The sequence below is a fragment of the Pseudomonas sp. GW821-FHT09E12 genome (assembly GCF_059416085.1).
Genome location: NZ_JBWKOM010000003.1, coordinates 323317 through 343052 on the forward strand (window position 1 = coordinate 323317; position 19736 = coordinate 343052).

Sequence of the window (19736 nt, forward strand, 5' to 3'; positions counted from 1 at the left end):
GCACTGCTTTCATATTGATAGCACTTACCATTTCAGCCTTTAGTTATGGGGAGTTAAAGCGCGGGGATATTTTTATGCCACTACCGATAAAAAATTTGTGTGCCACTACTGAAAAAAATGACCTCTGTCGAGTGAAACAAAAGTTATAAATTCAGAAGAAAATATTTTGGCGCCAATTGTTTGGCGTTTTGGCGGGAGTCAAAGAGGAAAGTGACCGCTCGTCGACGCACTCGTTTGCGCGAAACCAGTGCATCGACCGAGTGCGTTATTCCGGTGCGTGATCGCGCAGGAAAACCAGATTGTCGGGTTTCGACTGTTCGGCGCTGTAGCGGTAACCCTGGACATCGAATTGCTTGAGGGTCGCTGGGTCGTTGATGCGTTCTTCTATGACGAAGCGGCTCATCATGCCCCGGGCCTTCTTGGCGTAGAAACTGATGATCTTGTACTGGCCGTTCTTCAGGTCCTTGAACTCGGTATTGATGATCCGGGCGTTCAGGGCCGTGCGCTTGACCGCCGAGAAGTATTCGTTGGAAGCCAGGTTGAGCAGCAGGTCGTCGCCCTGTTCGGCCAGGGCCTCGTTGAGCCATTCGCTGATGCGCGTGCCCCAGAAGGCGTACAGGTCCTTGCCGCGGGCGTTGGCCAGCTTGGTGCCCATTTCCAGGCGATAGGGCTGCATCAGGTCCAGCGGGCGCAGCAGGCCGTACAGGCCGGAGAGCATGCGCAGATGCTGCTGGGCGTAATCGAAATCGGCTTCGCTCAGGGTTTCGGCATTCAGGCCGGTGTACACGTCGCCCTTGAACGCCAGCAGCGCCTGCTTGGCGTTGGCCGGAGTGAAGGCCGGGGTCCAGCTGCCGAAGCGCGCGGCGTTGAGGCCGCCGATCTTGTCGGAGACGTGCATCAGTTCGCTGATTTGCGCCGGGCTCAGTTCGCGCAATTGCAGGATCAGTTCCTGGGAGTGATCGAGGTACTGCGGCTGGGTGAAGCGTTGAGTGACGGGCGGGGTCTCGAAATCGAGGGTCTTGGCGGGTGAAATCACCATCAGCATGAAGTCGTCTCCTGTAAGCGTCGGGGGATTCTAGGGGCTTGGGCGCTTTGACTCCACCTATGAAGGCAATAGGGCATGCCGCCGGTCGTCCGTTGGTCGTCCGTTGGTCGGCGATGGTCTGCTGCTGGGAGGCGCGTGTCCGCTCTCTATAAAGGGAAGGGGAGCGGTCTAGGCAATAGGGCCGAGAGGCCGGCATCGGCTATAGTGCCGCGCGGGTTTTGTTATGGAGACATCCCTTTGCGCAGCGCGTTTTTTCTTTCGATCTGGCTGTTGAGTTTCGGCGCCCTGGCGGCGCCGAACGATGTGGCGACCCTGGATCGCAGCACCTGGCCGGAACAGCTCGGCAACCCGACCCTGTTCGACGTGGCGTCGCGGGCGGAGATCCTCACCTTCGCCCGCGCCCTGCTGGACAGCGAGGCCTGGGATGAAGCTTCGTTGAAGCAGCGCCTGGGCCTGCGGATTATCAACATGGCGTCGATCGATGCCGTCCGCCAGCGGCTCTGGCGGCAATTGCTGAGCAACTACAACTTCGCCCAGCAGAGCTGCGACCAGGACGCTTCCTTCTGTTTCCTGGTGGAAGACATGGACACCCTGCGCGAGCAGGCCGGCAAGTTCCAGTTGGGCGAGGACTCCTATTACGCCCGCTGGGCCGAACCGAGCCGGGCCTTCCATGAACAGTATCTGGACGAGCTGCTGCGCAAGGCCGCGCTGTTTCCCCAGAGCGCCAGCGAGATCGAGCGTTTTGGCGACTACGAGCGCAATGGCGACGAGCTCAATGACCGGCTGTTTTTGCTGACCTTCGACAGCGCCGCCAATCTCGCCCCGGACAACACCCCGTGGCTGACCGAATACCTGCGCAAGTCGAACATGAACGGCACCTTCTTCGTGCTTGGCAGCGAGTTGCAGAGCCGCCTGGAGCAGCGTTCGGTGGCCAGCCTGCAGGCCCTGTATTCGCAGCAGTGCGTGGGCGTGCTGGGCTGGGAGTATCGTTCCCACAGCCATTGGCAGGATTGGCAGGACTCGATCGAGCGCAGCGTCGAACTGGCCAAGGGCAAGCTGCCGGAAAACTACGTGCCGCTGTTTCGCCCGCCCTACGGCCAGCGCCGGGCGGATGCGCAGGCCTTCTTTAACGCACAGGGCTTGCAGGTGGCGCTGTGGGACATCGATCCGCAGGACGGCGCCGGCAAGCTCAAGGGCGAACAGAGCGGCCAGCGGGTGTTGACCCTGATGCTGTTGTGGCGACACGGGGTGATCAATTTCAACGCCCGGCAGGACGCGGTGAAGACGGCATTGCCCTGGTTGCTGACGCAGACGGCGCAGAGCGGAATCGGTTGGGAGGATTGTCAGGACGCGTTTCGCTAGAAACGACGAAAGGTCCGTATTTACGGGGGGAGAGGAGGTTTTTGCCGATTTTGGCCAGGATTTCGAGGCAGGCGGACTTCCGACTTTAACGGTGCCGGGGCAGCGCGCCAAGGGCTATTCGTCACTCTGCAAAATAAACTTAAAAAAAGCGTCAAAGTGCTTTTTCCTGTCACAGGTTTTGGAGTATTACGAAGTCAGACCGCCGAAACCTGCAACACAGGTGGCGTCTCCCAAGACTCCTTTTGTGTGCACTTCACTCGAACCCCTGCGGGTGAATTCGACGGTCAATTCGAGGCGCAGCACCGCCATGGTATTGCGTCGACTGGCCCCCACATAAGGTGACCGAGTATGGATGACCACGGACGTAGCCCTTCCTCCAACCAGCCAATCCTTTATGTACTCGATACCAATGTATTGATTCACGATCCAAACGCCCTGCTGAACTTCGAAGAACACCATGTGGCGATCCCGATGATCGTCCTGGAGGAACTCGACAAGCTCAAGAGCGGCCATCACAGCGTTGCAGCGGAATGCCGCCAGGCCATTCGCCTGATCGACAAGACCCTGGGTGAGGCCTCGCCTGAAGACGTCGAGCTGGGTGTGCCTATCCAGCGTGGCAAGAGCGGCCCCAAAGGCCTGCTGTCGATCCTCATGAGCAAGCGCTCCGAGCCCAACAGCCTGCTGCCGGAAAACCTCAACGACAATATCATCATCAACCAGTTGATCGACCTGCACGCGCGCGACAAGGAGCTGCGCGTGGTGCTGGTGACCAAAGACATCAACATGCGCCTCAAGGCGCGCGCCTGTGGGATCGCCGCCGAGGACTACAGCACCGACCAGTTGGTCGACGACGTGGCTTTGCTGCCCAACGGCTTCCACAACATGACCGGTTCCTTCTGGGACCGTGTGAGCAAGGTGGAAACCCGCCAGGATCACGGCCGCACCTGGCACCAGGTGCAACTCACCGACAACCTGCCGGCGGTGCACATCAACGAGTTCATCATCGACGAGCAGGGTTTCGTCGGCTGGATCAAGGAGATTCGCGCCGATGTGCTGCTGATTCTCGACCTGCATCAGGAACCCCTGTTGCACCAGGAAGCCTGGGGCCTGAAACCGCGCGACATCTATCAAGGCCTAGCGCTGTTCGCCCTGCTCGATCCGGACATCCATCTGGTCAACCTGTCCGGGGCTGCCGGTTCAGGCAAGACCATCCTGGCCCTGGCCGCAGCCATCGAGCAGACCATGGTCAGCAAGCGTTATCGGCGCATCATCGCCACCCGCAGCGTGCAGGGGCTGGACCAGGAGATCGGCTTCCTGCCGGGCACCGAAGCGGAAAAGATGGAGCCCTGGCTCGGCGCCATCACCGACAACCTCGAAGCCCTGCACATGGATGACGAAAGCACCCATGGCAGCGTCGACTACATCCTCAGCAAGGTGCCGCTGCAGTTCAAATCCCTCAACTACATTCGTGGCCGCAGCTTCCAGCAGAGCCTGATCCTGATCGACGAATGCCAGAACCTCACCCCGCACCAGATGAAAACCATCATCACCCGTGCCGGCGCCGGTTCCAAAGTGGTGTGCCTGGGCAACCTGGCGCAGATCGATACCCCTTACCTGTCCGCGACCAGTTCCGGGCTGACCTACCTCACTGAACGCTTCAAGGACTTCCCCAACGGGGTGCACATCACCCTGCAAGGGGTGCCACGCTCGATTCTGGCCGAATACGCCGAATCCCATCTGTAACCCTCGCCAGACGGGCGGCCGCGAGGCCGCCCGTTTTTTTGTGCCCGAAGCAAACCTATCTTCCGTGGGAGCGAGGCTTGCCCGCGATCCAGGCAACGCGGTGCAGCAGGTCAGGCGCGGTGATGCCTTCGCGGGCAAGCCTCGCTCCTACAGGGGCGGAGTGCGTGGATAATCAAACGTGCGGAAATTTGACCCTCGGGTTTACAATCGCCTTTCCTGATCAGGAGTAAGGCTGTGCTGACTCATCTCGATTCCCAAGGTCGCGCCAATATGGTCGACGTCACCGACAAAGCCGTGACGTCCCGCGAAGCCACGGCCGAAGCCCGGGTGCGCATGCTCCCGCAAACCCTGCAAATGATCGTCAGCGGCGGTCACCCCAAGGGTGATGTGTTCGCCGTGGCGCGCATCGCCGGCATCCAGGCGGCGAAAAAGACCAGCGATCTGATCCCCCTGTGCCATCCGCTGATGCTTACCAGCGTCAAGGTCGAACTCAGCGCCGAAGGCGAGGACAGCGTGCGCATCGTTGCCCGCTGCAAGCTGGCCGGGCAGACCGGGGTGGAAATGGAAGCCCTGACCGCCGCCAGCGTCGCCGCGCTGACCATCTATGACATGTGCAAGGCCGTGGACCGCGGCATGACCATCGAAGGCGTGCGCTTGCTGGAGAAGCTGGGCGGCAAGAGCGGTCATTACCAGGCGGATGAACAATGAACCTGACCGTGAAGTTTTTCGCCCGCTACCGCGAGGCGCTGGGCGTGGATTCGCTGCGGGTCGCCGGTGATTTCGCCACGGTCGACGATGTGCGCGCCCTGCTGGCCCAACGCGAGGGCGCCGAGGTGCTCAGCGAGCAGAACCTGATGTGCGCCCGCAACGAAGATCTGTGCCAGCTCGACGAGCCAGTGAGCGACGGCGACGAAGTGGCGTTTTTTCCTACCGTGACCGGGGGCTGACATGGCGATTCGTGTGCAATCGGGCGCCTTCGATCCGGGGGCGGAAGTCAACGCCATGCATGCGGCGAATGTCGGTGTCGGCGCGGTGGTGAGCTTTGTCGGCTACGTGCGTGATTTCAACGATGGCCTGGATGTGGCCGGGATGTTTCTTGAGCATTACCCGGGCATGACCGAAAAGGCCCTCGGCAAGATCGTCGCCGAGGCCGAACAGCGCTGGCCGCTGCTCAAGCTGGAAGTGCTGCATCGCATCGGCGCGCTGGAGCCGGGCGAGCCGATCGTCTTCGTCGGCGCCGCCAGCGCCCACCGCCAGGCGGCGTTTGACGCCTGTGCCTTTGTCATGGACTACCTGAAAACCCGCGCACCGTTCTGGAAAAAGGAAACCACCGCCGATGGCCCGCGCTGGGTGGAAGGTCGCGACAGCGATCATGCGGCGGCGGATCGTTGGAAAGAATGATTGCCTGATTCATCCGTATTGACCGCAAGTCCTCATCGCGGGCAAGCCTCGCTCCTACAGAGGATTGCATGGCTTCTGTAGGAGCGGCCGGTCGACGCTCGATTGCCGGCGATTGGCCCTTTGCTGCACCCTCCATTTTCCTGCTTTTCCCATTTCTGTCTCTCGACCAAAGGCCGGTTGAACCGCGTCCGCTGCGTTGACGAAATATACGTAAAAGTCCAGTATGGATTTACAAGTACAAAAAAGGCTCCACCGTTTCACTCCTTTCTTCTGTCTTGCCAAACCAACAACAACCCGCGAGAGAACGAATATGAAGAAACTCCCCCTCATCAGTGGCCTGGCCCTGAGCCTGTTGGCGTGCAGCAGCCTGTTCGCCGCCGAGAAAACCCTGCGCATCGGCATCGAGGCGGCTTATCCGCCGTTCGCCTCAAAAACCGACAAGGGCGAGATCGTCGGTTTCGACTACGACATCGGCAATGCCCTGTGCGCGCAGATGCAGGTCAAGTGCCTATGGGTCGAGGGTGAATTCGACGGCCTGATTCCCTCCTTGAAAGTGAAGAAGATCGACATGGCGCTGTCGTCGATGACCATCAACGAAGACCGCAAGAAGTCGGTCGACTTCACCCACAAGTACTACTTCACTTCCTCGCGGCTGGTGATGAAGGAAGGCGCCACGGTCGATGACCAATACGCCAGCCTCAAGGGCAAGAACGTCGGTGTGCAACGGGCGACCACCACTGACCGCTACGCCACCGAGGTGTTCGAGCCCAAGGGCATCAACGTCAAGCGCTACAGCAACAACGAAGAGATCTACATGGACCTGGCGGCCGGGCGCCTCGATGCTATTTTCGCGGACACCATCCCGCTGAATGATTTCCTGTCGATGCCGCGCGGCAAGGGCTATGCGTTTGTCGGGCCAGAATTGAAGGACCCGAAATACGTGGGCGAGGGCGCGGGGATCGCGGTGCGCAAGGGCAATGCCGAGCTGGTCGGCCAGTTGAATAGCGCCATCGATGGCATTCGCGCCAGTGGCGAATATCAGAAGATTTCCGAGAAGTACTTCAAGTCCGACATCTACGGCGACTGATGTCGTGTGGCGTTCGTGAGGACGCCATCGCGGGCAAGCCTCGCTCCTGCGGTTTTGTAGGAGCGAGGCTTGCCCGCGATGCTTTTAGAGGCTGTCAGCCCTTCAATTCCTTCAGGTGCTTGTACACCGTCGCCCGCCCCATGTTCAGCACGTTGGCCACATAGTTGGCGGCGCTTTTGCCCTTGAACGCACCTTCGGCGTGCAGCGCCAGCACCAGTTCGCGCTTGTGTTCGCGGGTCAGCAGGTTCAGGCCCAGCTGCCGTTCGCGCAGCCAGTTGTGCAGGAAGGTGTTGATGCGCTCCTGCCAGTCATCGCGAAACAGCGAGTCCGGTTGCGGGATCAGTTTGCTCGGCGAGAGGAACAGGTCCAGCGCCGCCTTGGCATTCTCGAACAGCGAAATATTCAGGTTGATGCACAGCACCGCCGTCGGCTGGCCGCTGCCGTCGCGCAGCACGCTGCTGAGGCTGCGGATCTTCTGGCCGTCCCAGTTGAGCTTTTCGTAGGGGCCGATATTCCGCTCATTGGCATCCTCGCCGAGCATGTCTTCGAGGGCGGAGTCGTCGCCCACTTCGCGCTTGGAGATGTTGTTGGCGATGTAGTCGATCTTCTGCGTGCGCAGATCGTGGATGACCACCTCGGCATGGGGGAAGAACAGCGTGGCGATGGCATCGGCGATCGCCCGGAAGTTATCCAGGGCAGGGTCCTGCGCGGGTGAGGTCATGGGTGGTTCTCCAGGCGGTGTCAGCGCCCTGCGAGGCAGGGCGCTGCGAGTGTGCCGCAATCGTTGGGGCGCGTCACTGAGCGGGGTCAGCCGAGGCGGGCGGGGGAGAGCATGGCGGCGTCCAGGCCAAAGCGCGCCAGTTGCTCCGGCAAGGCTTCGCCACGTACCAGGGCGGCGCTGGCCTGGCCCATGGCCGGTGAGGTCTGGATGCCGTAGCCGCCTTGCGCGGCGACCCAGAACAGGCCCGGTACCTGGGTGTCGAAGCCGGCCAGCAGGTCGCCGTCGCTGACGAAGCTGCGCAGGCCGGCCCAGGTGCGGGTCGGGCGGCGAATGGTCAGGGTGGTGGCCTCTTCGATCTGGTAGATGCCCATGGCGATGTCCAGCTCTTCCGGCTGTACGTCGTGGGGCTCCACCGGGTCGGCGTTGGCCGGCGAGCCGAGGAACATGCCGGCGTCGGGCTTCATGTAGAAGGATTCGTCGAGGCTCACCAGCATCGGCCAGTGGTGGATATCGACGCCTTCGGGGCCGGCGAAGATAAAGGCTGCGCGGCGTTTCGGCTGCAGGCCCAGGGGCCGGGCGCCGGCCATGGTGCCGACCTGGTCGGCCCAGGCGCCGGCGGCGTTGATCAGGATGGGCGCGCTGAAGGTCTGGCCGGCAGTCTGTACCTGCCATTGGCCTTGTTCGTCGCGGCTCAGCCCCAGCACTTCACAGTCGGTACGCACCTCACCCTGGTTGCGCCGGATGCCGCGCAGGTAACCCTGGTGCAGGGCGTCGGTGTCGATGTCGCTGGCGCTTGGGTCGTAGAGGGCGCCGTGGACCTTCTCGCGACGCAGGATCGGCAGGCGCGCGCAGGCTTCGTCGGCGCTCAGCAGCTGCATTTCCGGCACCGTGGCCTTGGCGCTCAGGTACTGGTTGTTCAGCTCGCTGGGGTCGCCGGTGAAGTCCACGGTCATTTCGCCGCGCGGGGTCAGCAGCGGGTGCTCGCAGAACCCTTGCGGCGGGGCATCGAAAAAGTCCCGGCTGGCCAGGGTCAGGGCGCGTACCTGGGGCGTGCCATAGGCGGCGGTATAGAGCGCCGCGGAGCGCCCGGTGGAGTGGTAGGCCGGATGCGATTCGCGTTCCAGCACCAGCACCCGGCCATGGCGCGACAGCCAGTAGCCGGTGGAGGCACCGGCAATGCCGCCGCCGATGATGATGAAGTCTGCCTGGGTCATTCGAGCCTCCAAAAAAGGGGATAACGCGCGTCTGTAGGGGCGAGGCTTGCCCGCGATCGATCCTGAGCCTGTCACCGTGGTTCGCTCGGGGCCGTCGATCGCGAGCCGGCTGGTGTTCCATTGGTATTTAGTGAGTGCACTGCAAGCGGTACAGCGCATTGGCCAGGGCGATGTCTTCCAGGCCCAGGCCGATGGAGCGGAAGAACACGTGGCGCCCCGGCTCCGGTCGTTGCGCCAGGTCGCTGAGCAGTTCGGGCAGGTCGCCGAGAATCGCCACCTTGTCCCAGCCATGCCGTTCGCCGGCGATCAGCATCTCGCCGGCCGAGCCGGGGGTGGTCTGACGATAGTCGCAATACACCTGCATGTCCTTCAGCGCGGCGGGTGGCACTTCATGGGCCCGTGGCGCGTTGGTGCTGATGGAGGTGATCAGCGCCGGTTTGCGCAAGGTGCGCGGGTCGATCACCGGGCCGGCGGAGGAGGTGCAGAGCATGATGACGTCGGCGTCCTGCAGGGCGTCATCGAGCTGGCTGGCGACCTGCAGGCGCGGGTCGAGGGCCTTCAGGCGCGCGATGTCCTCGGCGGATTTTCCGGCCAGGCCAGGGGAGTACAGGCGGATGGATTGCCACTCGCGCAGGGCTTTCACGTAATGCAGGTGGGCCTGGGCCACGGGGCCGCTGCCGATGATCGCCAGGTGCCTGGCGTCGGCCGGCGCCAGGGCGTCGACGGCCACGGCGGTGGTGGCCGCGGTGCGCGCGGTGGTCAGTTCGCCAGCGTCACAGAGCAGCAGCGGCTGACCGCTGTCCATGGACATCAGCAGGGTCCAGGCGGTGACCAGCGGGCCTTCGGCGCGGACGATATAGGGCGAGGTCTTGACCCCGTAGACCCGCTCTTCGGCCAGCACGCCCAGGTAGTTGATAAAGTCCCCGGCGCCCTGGGGAAACTCCACCAGTTGCTGCGCCGGCTGCACGGCAAGCCCGGCGGCCAGGTCGTGGAACAGCTTGCGCAGGACCTGCGGCACGTCGACCTGCGCCAGCAACTGGCGGGCTTGAGGCTGGGTCATCACGGACGGCGTGCTGGACATGCGGGTGCTCCCAAGAAATAAACTAATTTGTCTATTATGGACTTTTAGTTTTGTTGGGCAATATCCAGGTGAAAAAAAACGCAGCCTGTGGTCGGGCTGCGTTTTTTTGCGGGCAGGCTTGTATCTGTAGGAGAGAGGCTTGCCCGCGAGGCGTCATTGCTGACACTGCGCGTTATCGTTCATCGCGAGCAAGCTTCGCTCCTACAACGATGCTGCTCAGGCTTTCGGGCGTTTGCGCTCCACGGGGCGCAGCAGCTCGGTCGGCGGCATTTCGCAGCTGATCTTGCGACCCAGCAGCGCTTCGATCGACGGCAGCTGATAGGAGTCGTCCTCGCCGGCGAAGCTGATGGACACGCCGTCGGCGCCCGCCCGGCCAGTGCGGCCGATACGGTGCACGTAGTCGTCCGGCACTTCCGGCAGGGTGAAGTTGATCACGTGGCTGATGCCGTCGATGTGGATGCCACGCCCGGCGACATCGGTGGCCACCAGCACGCGGATCTTGCCTTCGCGGAAGCCTTCCAGGGTCTTGATGCGCTTGTGCTGCGGCACGTCGCCGGACAGCTGGGCGGCATTCACGCCGTCGCGTACCAGGCGTTCCTCGATGCGCCGCACTTCATCCTTGCGGTTGGCGAAGACCATGACCCGTTCCCAGCCGTTGTCGTTGACCAGGTTGTACAGCAGCTTGTACTTGTCGGCGCCGGCCACCGCGTAGATATGCTGTTCGACGTTGGCGTTGGCCACGTTCTCGGCTTCGATCTCGACGATCGCCGGGTCGGTGGTCCACTGCTTGGCGAGGTTCATCACGTCGTCGGTGAAGGTGGCGGAGAACAGCAGGGTCTGGCGTTCGCTTTTCGGCGGGGTCTGGCGAATGATCTGGCGTACCTGGGGGATGAAGCCCATGTCGAGCATGCGGTCGGCTTCGTCCAGCACCATCACTTCGACCATGTCCAGGTGCACGTCGCCGCGCTGGTTGAAGTCCAGCAGGCGGCCCGGGGTGGCCACCAGAATGTCGCAATGCCGGGCTTCGAGGTGCTTGAGCTGTTTGTCGAAGTCCATGCCGCCGACAAAGGTCATCACGTTGAGACCGGTGTATTTGGTCAGGCTGGCCGCATCCTTGGCGATCTGTACCACCAGTTCGCGGGTCGGCGCGATGATCAGCGCCCGCGGCTCGCCCATGTAGCGCTCTTTCGGTGGTGGGGTCTGCAGCAGCTGGGTGATGATCGAGATCAGGAACGCGGCGGTCTTGCCGGTACCGGTCTGGGCGCGGCCGATGGCATCTTTGCCGGCCAGGGTGAACCCCAGTACCTGCGCCTGGATCGGCGTGCAGTAGGGGAAACCCAGGTCGTGGATCGCGTGCATCAGTTCCGGCGCGAGTTTGAAGTCGTGGAAGCGGGTCTTGCCTTCCTGCGGTTCGACGACGAAGTCTTCCAGTTTCCAGGTGCTCACCGGTGGTTTCGGCGCGCGTGGGCGGCGCGGCTGCTCGGCCTTGGGCTTGTCGCTGCGCGGCGCGGTCTGGGCCGTCGGGGCGGCTGGGGCCACCGGCTCTTGCCTGGCCACGGAGGCGGGCGCGGTCCGTTCCGGCTGATGGCCGTCGGTACGGCTGCTGGGGCTGGAGGAAGATGGGCTGGAGCCTGGCGCGAGCTGCTCAGCCTCGCTTTTACCGAAGATTTTCTTGAGTGCTTTGAGCACGGTCATCTCATCAATTGGTTAAGGAATGTACGCCGGGCAGTGTAATGCAAGAATCGGGCGCGGCGTAGTGGATTGCTCAACGGGCTACCTAACTTATCGATTCAGCGCAAACGCTCGCCGAGCCAGGCGCCGATATCGCGAATTTCTTCGGGTAACACTTCGTGGCCCATTGGGTATTCCTGCCATGTCACGGTGACACCATGGTGTTTCAGGTACTCGTAGGCGGTGCGGCCCATGGCGTTCTGCACCACTTCGTCGTACTGGCCGTGCAGGCACAGGGTTGGAATCCGCTGCTGGCTGGCCGACAGTTCCAGTTCATCGCTGAAGGTCGGGGCATAGGTGGAGAGGGCAAGCACGCCACCCAGCGGGCCCTGCCATTTAAGGAAGGCGGTGTGCAGGACGACCGCGCCACCCTGGGAAAAACCGGCGAGGAAAATCCGCGAAGGGTCTATTCCGCTGGCGCGCTGTTCTTCGATCAGGTCGCTCAGGCGTTTGGCCGACTCGTCCAGCTGTTCGCGGTTGATCGCGCGCGCCGGGCTCATGGCCAGAATGTCGTACCAGCTGGGCATGGCATAACCGCCATTGATGGTCACGGCGCGGGTCGGTGCCTGGGGCAGGACGAAGCGGGTGGTCAACAGGCTTTCCTGCAGCGCTTCGGCCACCGGCAGGAAGTCGTAGCGGTCGGCGCCCAGGCCATGGAGCCAGATCACACAGGCATCGACGGGCTTGCTGGGCTGAAGAATCAAGGGCTCGGTCATGGTTGCTCCAAATATGTGCGCACGCGCCCAAGCGGTGCGTGATCGAGGTGCGCGGTCGGTTGATCAGTGAAGAAGATGTCGCAAGGCTGCAAGTTTTGCTCTTGACCCCGGGCTGAACCGCTTTGGCCGGCACTCTGGTACGGGCTTTGCTATAGCCGTTGCGTGAAGTGATTGCGTTCACCCTGCCGGTAACACTATCAGGCTACTGGCGGGTGTGGGATAGCAAAGATCCGATGATGGACGTTCGCCAGTGGCCGCTACGGGCTTCGCGAACATGCAAGGGCTACAGCCCGTTCGGTCGCTTGGTGAGTATGGGTTTTCTCTTAAATGGATTTTCTCCTACTAGACTCATAGCTAAAGTCCTACGCCGCTTGACCCTATAAAAAGCCAACACGGGTCAACAGTGCCTCATAAGGGTGCGGCAGGACTCAAGCTCCGACACAACAAGAGCAAAACTGGAGGTTTGAATGAAGATGTTGAAATCCACCCTGGCTGTGGTCACGGCCGCCGCGGTACTGGGTATGAGCGGCTTCGCGCAGGCGGGTGCGACCCTGGATGCGGTGCAGAAGAAAGGCTTTGTGCAGTGCGGTGTGAGCGACGGTCTGCCGGGCTTCTCGGTACCGGACGCCACCGGCAAGATCCTCGGCATCGACGCCGACATCTGCCGCGCCGTGGCCGCCGCGGTATTCGGCGACGCGACCAAAGTGAAATTCAGCCAGTTGAACGCCAAGGAGCGTTTCACCGCGCTGCAATCGGGTGAAATCGACATCCTGTCGCGCAACACCACCATGACCAGTTCCCGCGACGCGGGCATGGGCCTGAAATTCCCGGGCTTCATCACCTACTACGACGGCATCGGTTTCCTGGTGAACAACAAGCTGGGCGTCAAGAGCGCCAAGGAACTGGACGGCGCGACCATCTGCATCCAGGCCGGCACCACCACCGAGCTGAACGTGTCCGACTACTTCCGCGGCAACGGCCTGAAATACACCCCGATCACCTTCGACACCTCCGATGAAAGCGCCAAGTCGCTGGAGTCCGGGCGTTGCGACGTGCTGACCTCCGACAAGTCCCAGCTGTTCGCCCAGCGCAGCAAGCTGGCTTCGCCGAAGGACTATGTGGTTCTGCCGGAAACCATTTCCAAGGAACCGCTGGGCCCGGTCGTGCGTAACGGCGACGACGAGTGGCTGGCCATCATCCGCTGGACGGGCTACGCCATGCTCAACGCCGAAGAGGCCGGCATCACGTCGAAGAACGTCGAAGCCGAAGCCAAGTCCACCAAGAACCCTGACGTTGCGCGTCTGCTGGGTGCCGACGGCGAATACGGCAAGGACCTGAAGCTGCGCAAGGACTGGGTGGTACAGATCGTCAAGCAAGTCGGCAACTACGGCGAAGTGTTCGAGAAGAACCTCGGCAAGAGCACTCCGCTGGAGATCGATCGCGGCCTGAACGCGCTATGGAACAACGGCGGCATTCAATACGCACCACCAGTGCGCTGATGGTTCTATCGCCCGGCGGGCCAACCGCCGGGTGATGTTCTTGTTCCATTATTTCCGGGGCACTTCATGCAAAACTCAATCGGCGCACCTAAGCAGAGGCTCAGTCTCAGCGATCCACGAGTGCGTGCGTGGCTATTCCAGATCATCACCGTCGTGGCCGTGATCTCGCTTGGCTGGTACTTGTTCGATAACACGCAAACCAACCTTCAGCACCGGGGGATTACCTCCGGCTTCGACTTTCTCGAGCGCAGCGCCGGCTTCGGCATCGCTCAGCACCTGATCTCCTACACCGAAGCGGACAGCTATGCCCGGGTGTTCGTGATCGGCCTGCTCAACACCCTGCTGGTGACGTTCATCGGCGTGATCCTGGCGACCATCCTCGGGTTCATCATCGGTGTGGCACGCCTGTCGCAGAACTGGATCATCAGCAAATTGGCGACCGTGTATGTGGAAGTGTTCCGCAACATTCCGCCGCTGCTGCAAATCCTGTTCTGGTATTTCGCGGTGTTCCTGACCATGCCGGGGCCGCGTAACAGCCACAACTTCGGCGACACCTTCTTCGTCAGCAGCCGTGGCCTGAACATGCCGGCGGCCCTGGTGGCCGACGGCTTCTGGGCGTTCGTGATCAGCCTGGTGGTGGCGATTGTCGCCATCGTGCTGATGTGCCGCTGGGCCAACAAGCGCTTCGAAGACACCGGCGTACCGTTCCACAAGTTCTGGACCGGCCTGGCGCTGTTCCTGGTGATCCCGGCACTGTGCATGCTGGTGTTCGGCGCCCCGGTGCACTGGGAAATGCCGGAGCTCAAGGGCTTCAACTTCGTCGGTGGCTGGGTGCTGATCCCGGAACTGCTGGCCCTGACCCTGGCCCTGACCGTCTACACCGCGGCGTTCATCGCCGAGATCGTGCGTTCGGGGATCAAGTCGGTGAGCCACGGCCAGACCGAGGCGGCCCGCTCCCTCGGCCTGCGCAACGGTCCGACCCTGCGCAAGGTGATCATCCCGCAAGCCCTGCGGGTGATCATTCCGCCGCTGACCAGCCAATACCTGAACCTGGCGAAGAACTCGTCCCTGGCGGCGGGTATCGGTTATCCGGAAATGGTTTCGCTGTTCGCCGGTACCGTGCTCAACCAGACCGGCCAGGCCATCGAAGTCATTGCCATCACCATGAGCGTGTACCTGGCGATCAGCATCAGCATTTCCCTGCTGATGAACTGGTACAACAAGCGCATTGCGCTGATCGAGCGGTGAGGAAACGCGCATGAGCACTCATACTTTCAAACCCGACATGCCACCACCGAGCAGCAGCATCGGGATCGTGGCGTGGATGCGGGCACACATGTTCTCCAGCTGGATCAACACCCTGCTGACCCTGTTTGCCTTCTACCTGATCTACCTGGTGGTGCCGCCGATCCTCAGCTGGGCGATTTTCGACGCCAACTGGGTGGGCACCACCCGCGCCGACTGCACCAAGGAGGGCGCCTGCTGGGTGTTCATCCAGCAGCGCTTCGGCCAGTTCATGTACGGCTACTACCCGGCGGACCTGCGCTGGCGCGTGGACCTGACCGTGTGGCTGGCGGTGATTGGCGTGGCGCCCTTGTTCATCGCCCGGGTTCCGCACAAGGCCATTTATGGCCTGAGCTTCCTGGTGCTGTACCCGATCATTGCCTACTTCCTGCTGCATGGCGGCTTGTTTGGCATGGCCAACGTCGCCACCAGCCAGTGGGGTGGCCTGATGCTGACCCTGGTGATCGCCACCGTCGGCATCGCCGGCGCCTTGCCCCTGGGCATCGTGCTGGCCTTGGGGCGACGCTCGAACATGCCGGCGATTCGTGTGGTCTGCGTGACCTTCATCGAGTTCTGGCGTGGCGTGCCGTTGATCACCGTGCTGTTCATGTCCTCGGTGATGCTGCCGCTGTTCCTGCCCGAAGGCATGAACTTCGACAAGCTGCTGCGGGCGCTGATCGGGGTGATCCTGTTCCAGTCGGCCTACATCGCCGAAGTGGTGCGCGGCGGGTTGCAGGCGATTCCCAAGGGGCAGTACGAAGCAGCCGCGGCCATGGGCCTGGGCTACTGGCGCAGCATGGGCCTGGTGATCCTGCCGCAAGCCTTGAAGCTGGTGATCCCCGGCATCGTCAACACCTTCATCGCCCTGTTCAAGGACACTAGTCTGGTGATCATCATCGGCCTGTTCGACCTGCTCAACAGCGTGAAGCAAGCCGCCGCCGACCCGAAATGGCTGGGTATGGCCACCGAAGGCTATGTCTTCGCGGCCCTGGTGTTCTGGATTTTCTGTTTTGGTATGTCCCGCTACTCCATGCATCTGGAGCGTAAGTTGGACACAGGCCACAAGCGTTAGGAGTATCTCCATGAGTGAAGCGATCAAAAAGCCTGTGAGCCCTGAAGGCATTATTCAGATGCAGGGCGTGAACAAGTGGTACGGCCAGTTCCACGTGCTCAAGGACATCAACCTCAACGTCCGGCAGGGCGAGCGCATCGTCCTGTGCGGGCCTTCGGGCTCGGGCAAATCCACCACCATCCGTTGCCTGAACCGCCTGGAAGAACACCAGCAGGGCCGCATCGTGGTCGATGGCGTGGAGCTGACCAACGACCTCAAGCAGATCGAGGCGATCCGTCGTGAAGTCGGCATGGTGTTCCAGCACTTCAACCTGTTCCCGCACCTGACCATCCTGCAGAACTGCACCCTGGCGCCGATGTGGGTACGCAAGATGCCCAAGCGCCAGGCCGAGGAAATCGCCATGCATTACCTGGAGCGCGTACGCATTCCGGAGCAGGCGAACAAGTACCCGGGCCAGCTCTCCGGCGGTCAGCAGCAGCGCGTGGCAATTGCCCGGGCGCTGTGCATGAAGCCGAAGATCATGCTGTTCGACGAGCCGACGTCGGCCCTCGACCCGGAAATGGTGAAAGAGGTTCTGGACACCATGATCGGCCTGGCCGAAGACGGCATGACCATGCTCTGCGTGACCCACGAAATGGGCTTCGCCCGTACCGTGGCCAATCGGGTGATCTTCATGGACAAGGGTGAAATCGTCGAACAGGCCGCGCCTAACGACTTCTTCGACAACCCGCAGAACGAGCGGACCAAGCTGTTCCTGAGCCAGATCCTGCACTGATCCAGGTACCGTCTTGAAAATGAACCCGGCCTGGCGCCGGGTTTATTTTTGCCTGGGATTTCACGACGTCGCGCCGCGTGCCTGGTGCGGATCGTTGTCGGCCGCGGGGGCTTGTTGTTCGCTGAGTGCCTGCACGTCGGCCATCAGCTGCGGATGACGATCGAGCAGGCGCATCAACATGAACAGCGGCTGGGGCGGGGCGACCTCGCCGCGTTCGTAGCGGGAGAAGGCGTTGTGCCCGCCGCCGGAGAGCAGCTTTACCGCATCCTTCTGCGAGAGGTGCAGCTTGCGGCGGATGCGTTTCATCTCGCTGGCCATGAACTGCCGGCAATCTTCCAGCAATTGGTCGCCGGCGCTGGCGTAGCGTTCGGCGCTGGCCGGGTCGAATTCGACTTCCCCACAGGCCTGGCACTCCCAGCCATCCAGGCCGTCGATTTGCCGCAGCAGGTGCTTGTAATCGATCAGCTCGCTGCGATTGTTGAACGGCTGCATGCCGGCCGGGGCACCGCAGCTGACGCATTGTCTTTGTTTCATGGGTGTTTCTCCTTGAAGGAGATCACTGGGGGACCGCCGCCGGGGCGGTAAGTGACGTTGATGTACAGCTCCACGGAGTCGATGTGCGTGTAATACACGTCCTGCCAGATTCGATGATCGAGATAGCTGGTCATCGACTTGTAGAGCATTTTTCCCTGCAGCCCGGCAATCACCTGCTGCATGTCCCGGCAGGTCAGGCCGAGGTGCCGGCCGCTGACCAGGGCGGTTCGGGTAAAGGCGGCTGCCCCCAGCCGGGCGACATCTGCCTTGATCACCGACAGGTCGTAATGAGGTGTGTGCTTTTCCATAAGACACCTGGAGTCGAGATGAAATTACCCTTAAAGGGTTTTTTAGCAATCGGATTTCCTTTCCGCTTGCTACATGCATGCATCGGCTTTGTTGTTCACCCACGCGAAGCTGACTAATATGCCAAAAAAATTCATCCGATGATTGGATGAAAAGGCGACTGCACATGACAGAAAATTCTCCTTTGATTAAACGTTCCCTGGTCGATCAGGCCCTGGAACAGCTGCGCCAGCGCATCAATGACGGTGTATGGAGCATCGGCCAGCGCCTGCCGACCGAGCCGGAGTTGGCGGTGGAGCTGGGCATCAGCCGCAATACCGTGCGCGAAGCCATGCGAGTCCTGGCGTTTTCCGGCCTGGTGGAGATTCGCCAGGGCGACGGTAGTTACCTGCGTGCGGTGGTCGATCCGCTGGACACCCTCAAGGCCCTGTCCCAGTGCTCCCTGGAGCAGGCGCGCGAAACCCGGCAGATCATCGAGACGGAGGCCATCGGCCTGGCGGCCCTGCGGCGTACCGACCAGGACCTGCTGGCGTTGCGCGAAGCCCTGGCTCTCAGTGGCAATCACTATCACGGCGATCTGGAGAGCTATATCGCCTGCGACCTGGTGTTTCACGGGCGCCTGGTGGACGCCGCGCATAATCCCACCCTTAGCGAGCTGTACCGCTATTTCTCCAGTGTGGTCGGCGCGCAACTGCGCCAGACCCTGAACATCCATCCCCGGCGCCAGGCGGTGTTCGATCTGCACATCGACCTGCTGGACGCCGTCGAGCAGCGCGACCCGGAGCGGGCCAAGGCCATTTCCCGGCAGCTGATCAATGAACCTTGAGACCGAGAGCACCATGTCCAGCCACCAGGCCAATAACCCACCACCTATTGCTGTCCCTCGACGCGAGGCCGAGCTCGAAGAGTTGTTGATCGACGCCGAAGCCGACGATGCCGAGGTCCAGCAGAGCCACCCGGCGCCGAGTCGCCCGTGGCTGTTGCTGCTGGGGCTGATCCTGGTGGCGCTGAACCTGCGCCCGGCGCTGTCGAGCATGGCACCGCTGCTCAGCGAGGTGTCGCACAGCCTCGGGCTGTCGGCGGCCCAGGCCGGCCTGCTGACCACCTTGCCGGTGCTGTGCCTGGGCCTGTTCGCCCCCCTGGCCCCGGTACTGGCGCGGCGCTTCGGCGCCGAGCGCGTGGTGCTTGGCATCCTGCTGACGCTGGCAGGCGGGATCATCCTGCGCAGTTCCCTGGGAGACGTCGGACTGTTCGCCGGCAGCATCCTCGGTGGCGCCAGCATCGGCGTGATCGGGGTGTTGCTGCCGGGCATCGTCAAGCGCGATTTCGCCAAACACGCGGGTACCATGACCGGCGTCTACACCATGGCCCTGTGCCTGGGCGCGGCGATGGCCGCGGGGGCGACCGTGCCCTTGAGCCAGCACTTCGATAACAGCTGGGCGCTGGGCCTCGGCTTCTGGGTGCTGCCGGCGCTGGTAGCGGCGCTGTTCTGGCTGCCCCAAATCGGCAAGCGGCAGGGCGCGCACCATGTGGCCTATCGGGTGCGCGGTTTGCTGCGCGACCCGCTGGCCTGGCAAGTGACGCTGTACATGGGCCTGCAATCCTCGTTGGCCTACATCGTATTCGGCTGGCTGCCGTCGATCCTTATCGGTCGCGGCCTGAGCCCGACCCAGGCGGGGCTGGTGCTGTCCGGCTCGGTGATCGTCCAGCTCGCCAGTTCGCTGGCCGCGCCCTGGCTGGCAACGCGGGGCAAGGATCAGCGCCTGGCGATCGTAGTCGTGATGCTGCTTACCCTCGGCGGCCTGTTCGGCTGCCTGTATGCCCCGCTCGATGGCCTGTGGGGCTGGGCGATCCTGCTGGGCGTGGGGCAGGGCGGTACTTTCAGCCTGGCGCTGACCCTGATCGTTTTGCGTTCGAAGGACGCCCATGTGGCGGCCAATCTGTCGAGCATGGCCCAGGGCTTTGGCTACACCCTGGCCTCCATGGGGCCGTTCGCGGTCGGCCTGGTGCACGACTGGACCGGTGGCTGGACGGCCCTGGGCTGGATTTTCGCGGTGATCGGCCTGGGGGCCATAGTCGCCGGCCTGGGGGCCGGGCGCTCGCTCTATGTGCAGGTCGAAAGCGAAAAAATCTGATCCGTCCCACTGTCGGTATTTGCGCGGCGA

General features: G+C 62.3%; 20 protein-coding genes. 12 read left to right on the forward strand and 8 right to left on the reverse strand.

The annotated features are described in order from the left end of the window. Positions 1-265: 265 nt before the first annotated feature. Positions 266-1045 (reverse strand): peroxide stress protein YaaA, encoded by a 780-nt coding sequence (gene yaaA / locus AC07PQ_RS09990; protein WP_007929391.1) that lies wholly within the window; start codon positions 1043-1045, stop codon positions 266-268. A gap of 237 nt (positions 1046-1282) precedes the next feature. Here yaaA and AC07PQ_RS09995 point away from each other — a divergent pair, with 237 nt between their 5' ends. The 6 genes from AC07PQ_RS09995 (at position 1283) to AC07PQ_RS10020 (ending at position 6638) form a co-directional block, all read left to right on the forward strand. Then, complete coding sequence (locus AC07PQ_RS09995) at positions 1283-2407, forward strand: polysaccharide deacetylase family protein (RefSeq protein ID WP_493185432.1); 1125 nt, start codon at positions 1283-1285, stop codon at positions 2405-2407. A gap of 348 nt (positions 2408-2755) precedes the next feature. After that, positions 2756-4150: a PhoH family protein gene (locus AC07PQ_RS10000; protein ID WP_007929389.1), complete on the forward strand. Its 1395-nt coding sequence runs from the start codon at positions 2756-2758 to the stop codon at positions 4148-4150. Positions 4151-4384: 234 nt separating this feature from the next. Continuing rightward, positions 4385-4858, forward strand: a complete 474-nt coding sequence (moaC, locus tag AC07PQ_RS10005) for a cyclic pyranopterin monophosphate synthase MoaC (RefSeq protein ID WP_009047097.1) — start codon at positions 4385-4387, stop codon at positions 4856-4858. After that, positions 4855-5097, forward strand: coding sequence for a molybdopterin converting factor subunit 1 (gene moaD, locus AC07PQ_RS10010; RefSeq protein WP_007932097.1), 243 nt, complete (start codon positions 4855-4857; stop codon positions 5095-5097). Before moaC ends, moaD begins: the two co-directional genes overlap by 4 nt. Before the next feature lies 1 nt (position 5098). After that, entirely contained in the window at positions 5099-5551 is a 453-nt protein-coding gene (moaE, locus tag AC07PQ_RS10015) for a molybdopterin synthase catalytic subunit MoaE (protein WP_493185433.1), read from the forward strand. Between the two features lie 310 nt (positions 5552-5861). Continuing rightward, positions 5862-6638 (forward strand): ABC transporter substrate-binding protein, encoded by a 777-nt coding sequence (locus AC07PQ_RS10020; RefSeq protein WP_101336897.1) that lies wholly within the window; start codon positions 5862-5864, stop codon positions 6636-6638. A 94-nt stretch (positions 6639-6732) separates the two neighbouring features. On the opposite strand, the gene AC07PQ_RS10025 is transcribed toward AC07PQ_RS10020, so the two are convergent. The 5 genes from AC07PQ_RS10025 to AC07PQ_RS10045 all read right to left on the reverse strand — a co-directional run bounded on the left by AC07PQ_RS10025 (position 6733) and on the right by AC07PQ_RS10045 (position 12101). Beyond that, positions 6733-7359: a helix-turn-helix transcriptional regulator gene (locus tag AC07PQ_RS10025; protein ID WP_493185434.1), complete on the reverse strand. Its 627-nt coding sequence runs from the start codon at positions 7357-7359 to the stop codon at positions 6733-6735. Between the two features lie 86 nt (positions 7360-7445). Then, complete coding sequence (locus tag AC07PQ_RS10030; protein ID WP_492569324.1) at positions 7446-8573, reverse strand: NAD(P)/FAD-dependent oxidoreductase; 1128 nt, start codon at positions 8571-8573, stop codon at positions 7446-7448. 127 nt (positions 8574-8700) lie between these two features. Further along, entirely contained in the window at positions 8701-9654 is a 954-nt protein-coding gene (locus tag AC07PQ_RS10035; protein WP_493185435.1) for an ornithine cyclodeaminase family protein, read from the reverse strand. 216 nt (positions 9655-9870) lie between these two features. Beyond that, positions 9871-11349: an ATP-dependent RNA helicase RhlB gene (rhlB, locus tag AC07PQ_RS10040; protein ID WP_007932105.1), complete on the reverse strand. Its 1479-nt coding sequence runs from the start codon at positions 11347-11349 to the stop codon at positions 9871-9873. 95 nt (positions 11350-11444) lie between these two features. Then, positions 11445-12101: an alpha/beta hydrolase gene (locus AC07PQ_RS10045; RefSeq protein ID WP_087091316.1), complete on the reverse strand. Its 657-nt coding sequence runs from the start codon at positions 12099-12101 to the stop codon at positions 11445-11447. Between the two features lie 467 nt (positions 12102-12568). Here AC07PQ_RS10045 and AC07PQ_RS10050 point away from each other — a divergent pair, with 467 nt between their 5' ends. The 4 genes from AC07PQ_RS10050 to AC07PQ_RS10065 all read left to right on the forward strand — a co-directional run bounded on the left by AC07PQ_RS10050 (position 12569) and on the right by AC07PQ_RS10065 (position 16731). Continuing rightward, on the forward strand, positions 12569-13600 hold the full coding sequence (locus AC07PQ_RS10050; RefSeq protein ID WP_007932108.1) for an amino acid ABC transporter substrate-binding protein: 1032 nt from the start codon (positions 12569-12571) through the stop codon (positions 13598-13600). A gap of 66 nt (positions 13601-13666) precedes the next feature. After that, the gene (locus AC07PQ_RS10055; protein WP_493185436.1) at positions 13667-14848 is read left to right on the forward strand and encodes an amino acid ABC transporter permease; all 1182 of its coding nucleotides are present in this window, start codon (positions 13667-13669) and stop codon (positions 14846-14848) included. A gap of 10 nt (positions 14849-14858) precedes the next feature. After that, positions 14859-15956 carry an amino acid ABC transporter permease gene (locus AC07PQ_RS10060; protein WP_007932114.1) on the forward strand — a complete coding sequence of 366 codons (1098 nt, stop codon included), beginning with the start codon at positions 14859-14861 and terminating at the stop codon, positions 15954-15956. Between the two features lie 10 nt (positions 15957-15966). Further along, positions 15967-16731 carry an amino acid ABC transporter ATP-binding protein gene (locus tag AC07PQ_RS10065; protein ID WP_493185437.1) on the forward strand — a complete coding sequence of 255 codons (765 nt, stop codon included), beginning with the start codon at positions 15967-15969 and terminating at the stop codon, positions 16729-16731. Between the two features lie 60 nt (positions 16732-16791). Here the strand turns inward: AC07PQ_RS10065 and AC07PQ_RS10070 are convergent, their stop codons facing one another. Both AC07PQ_RS10070 and AC07PQ_RS10075 read right to left on the reverse strand, forming a co-directional pair. Beyond that, positions 16792-17265 carry a type II toxin-antitoxin system MqsA family antitoxin gene (locus AC07PQ_RS10070; protein WP_007932118.1) on the reverse strand — a complete coding sequence of 158 codons (474 nt, stop codon included), beginning with the start codon at positions 17263-17265 and terminating at the stop codon, positions 16792-16794. Next, positions 17262-17573: a type II toxin-antitoxin system MqsR family toxin gene (locus AC07PQ_RS10075; protein ID WP_007932120.1), complete on the reverse strand. Its 312-nt coding sequence runs from the start codon at positions 17571-17573 to the stop codon at positions 17262-17264. Before AC07PQ_RS10075 ends, AC07PQ_RS10070 begins: the two co-directional genes overlap by 4 nt. 164 nt (positions 17574-17737) lie before the next feature. On the opposite strand from AC07PQ_RS10075, the gene AC07PQ_RS10080 reads away from it, so the two are divergent. Then, positions 17738-18397 carry a FadR/GntR family transcriptional regulator gene (locus AC07PQ_RS10080; RefSeq protein ID WP_493185438.1) on the forward strand — a complete coding sequence of 220 codons (660 nt, stop codon included), beginning with the start codon at positions 17738-17740 and terminating at the stop codon, positions 18395-18397. Continuing rightward, positions 18387-19706, forward strand: a complete 1320-nt coding sequence (locus AC07PQ_RS10085) for a CynX/NimT family MFS transporter (protein ID WP_493185439.1) — start codon at positions 18387-18389, stop codon at positions 19704-19706. Before AC07PQ_RS10080 ends, AC07PQ_RS10085 begins: the two co-directional genes overlap by 11 nt. The last annotated feature ends 30 nt before the right edge of the window (positions 19707-19736 follow it).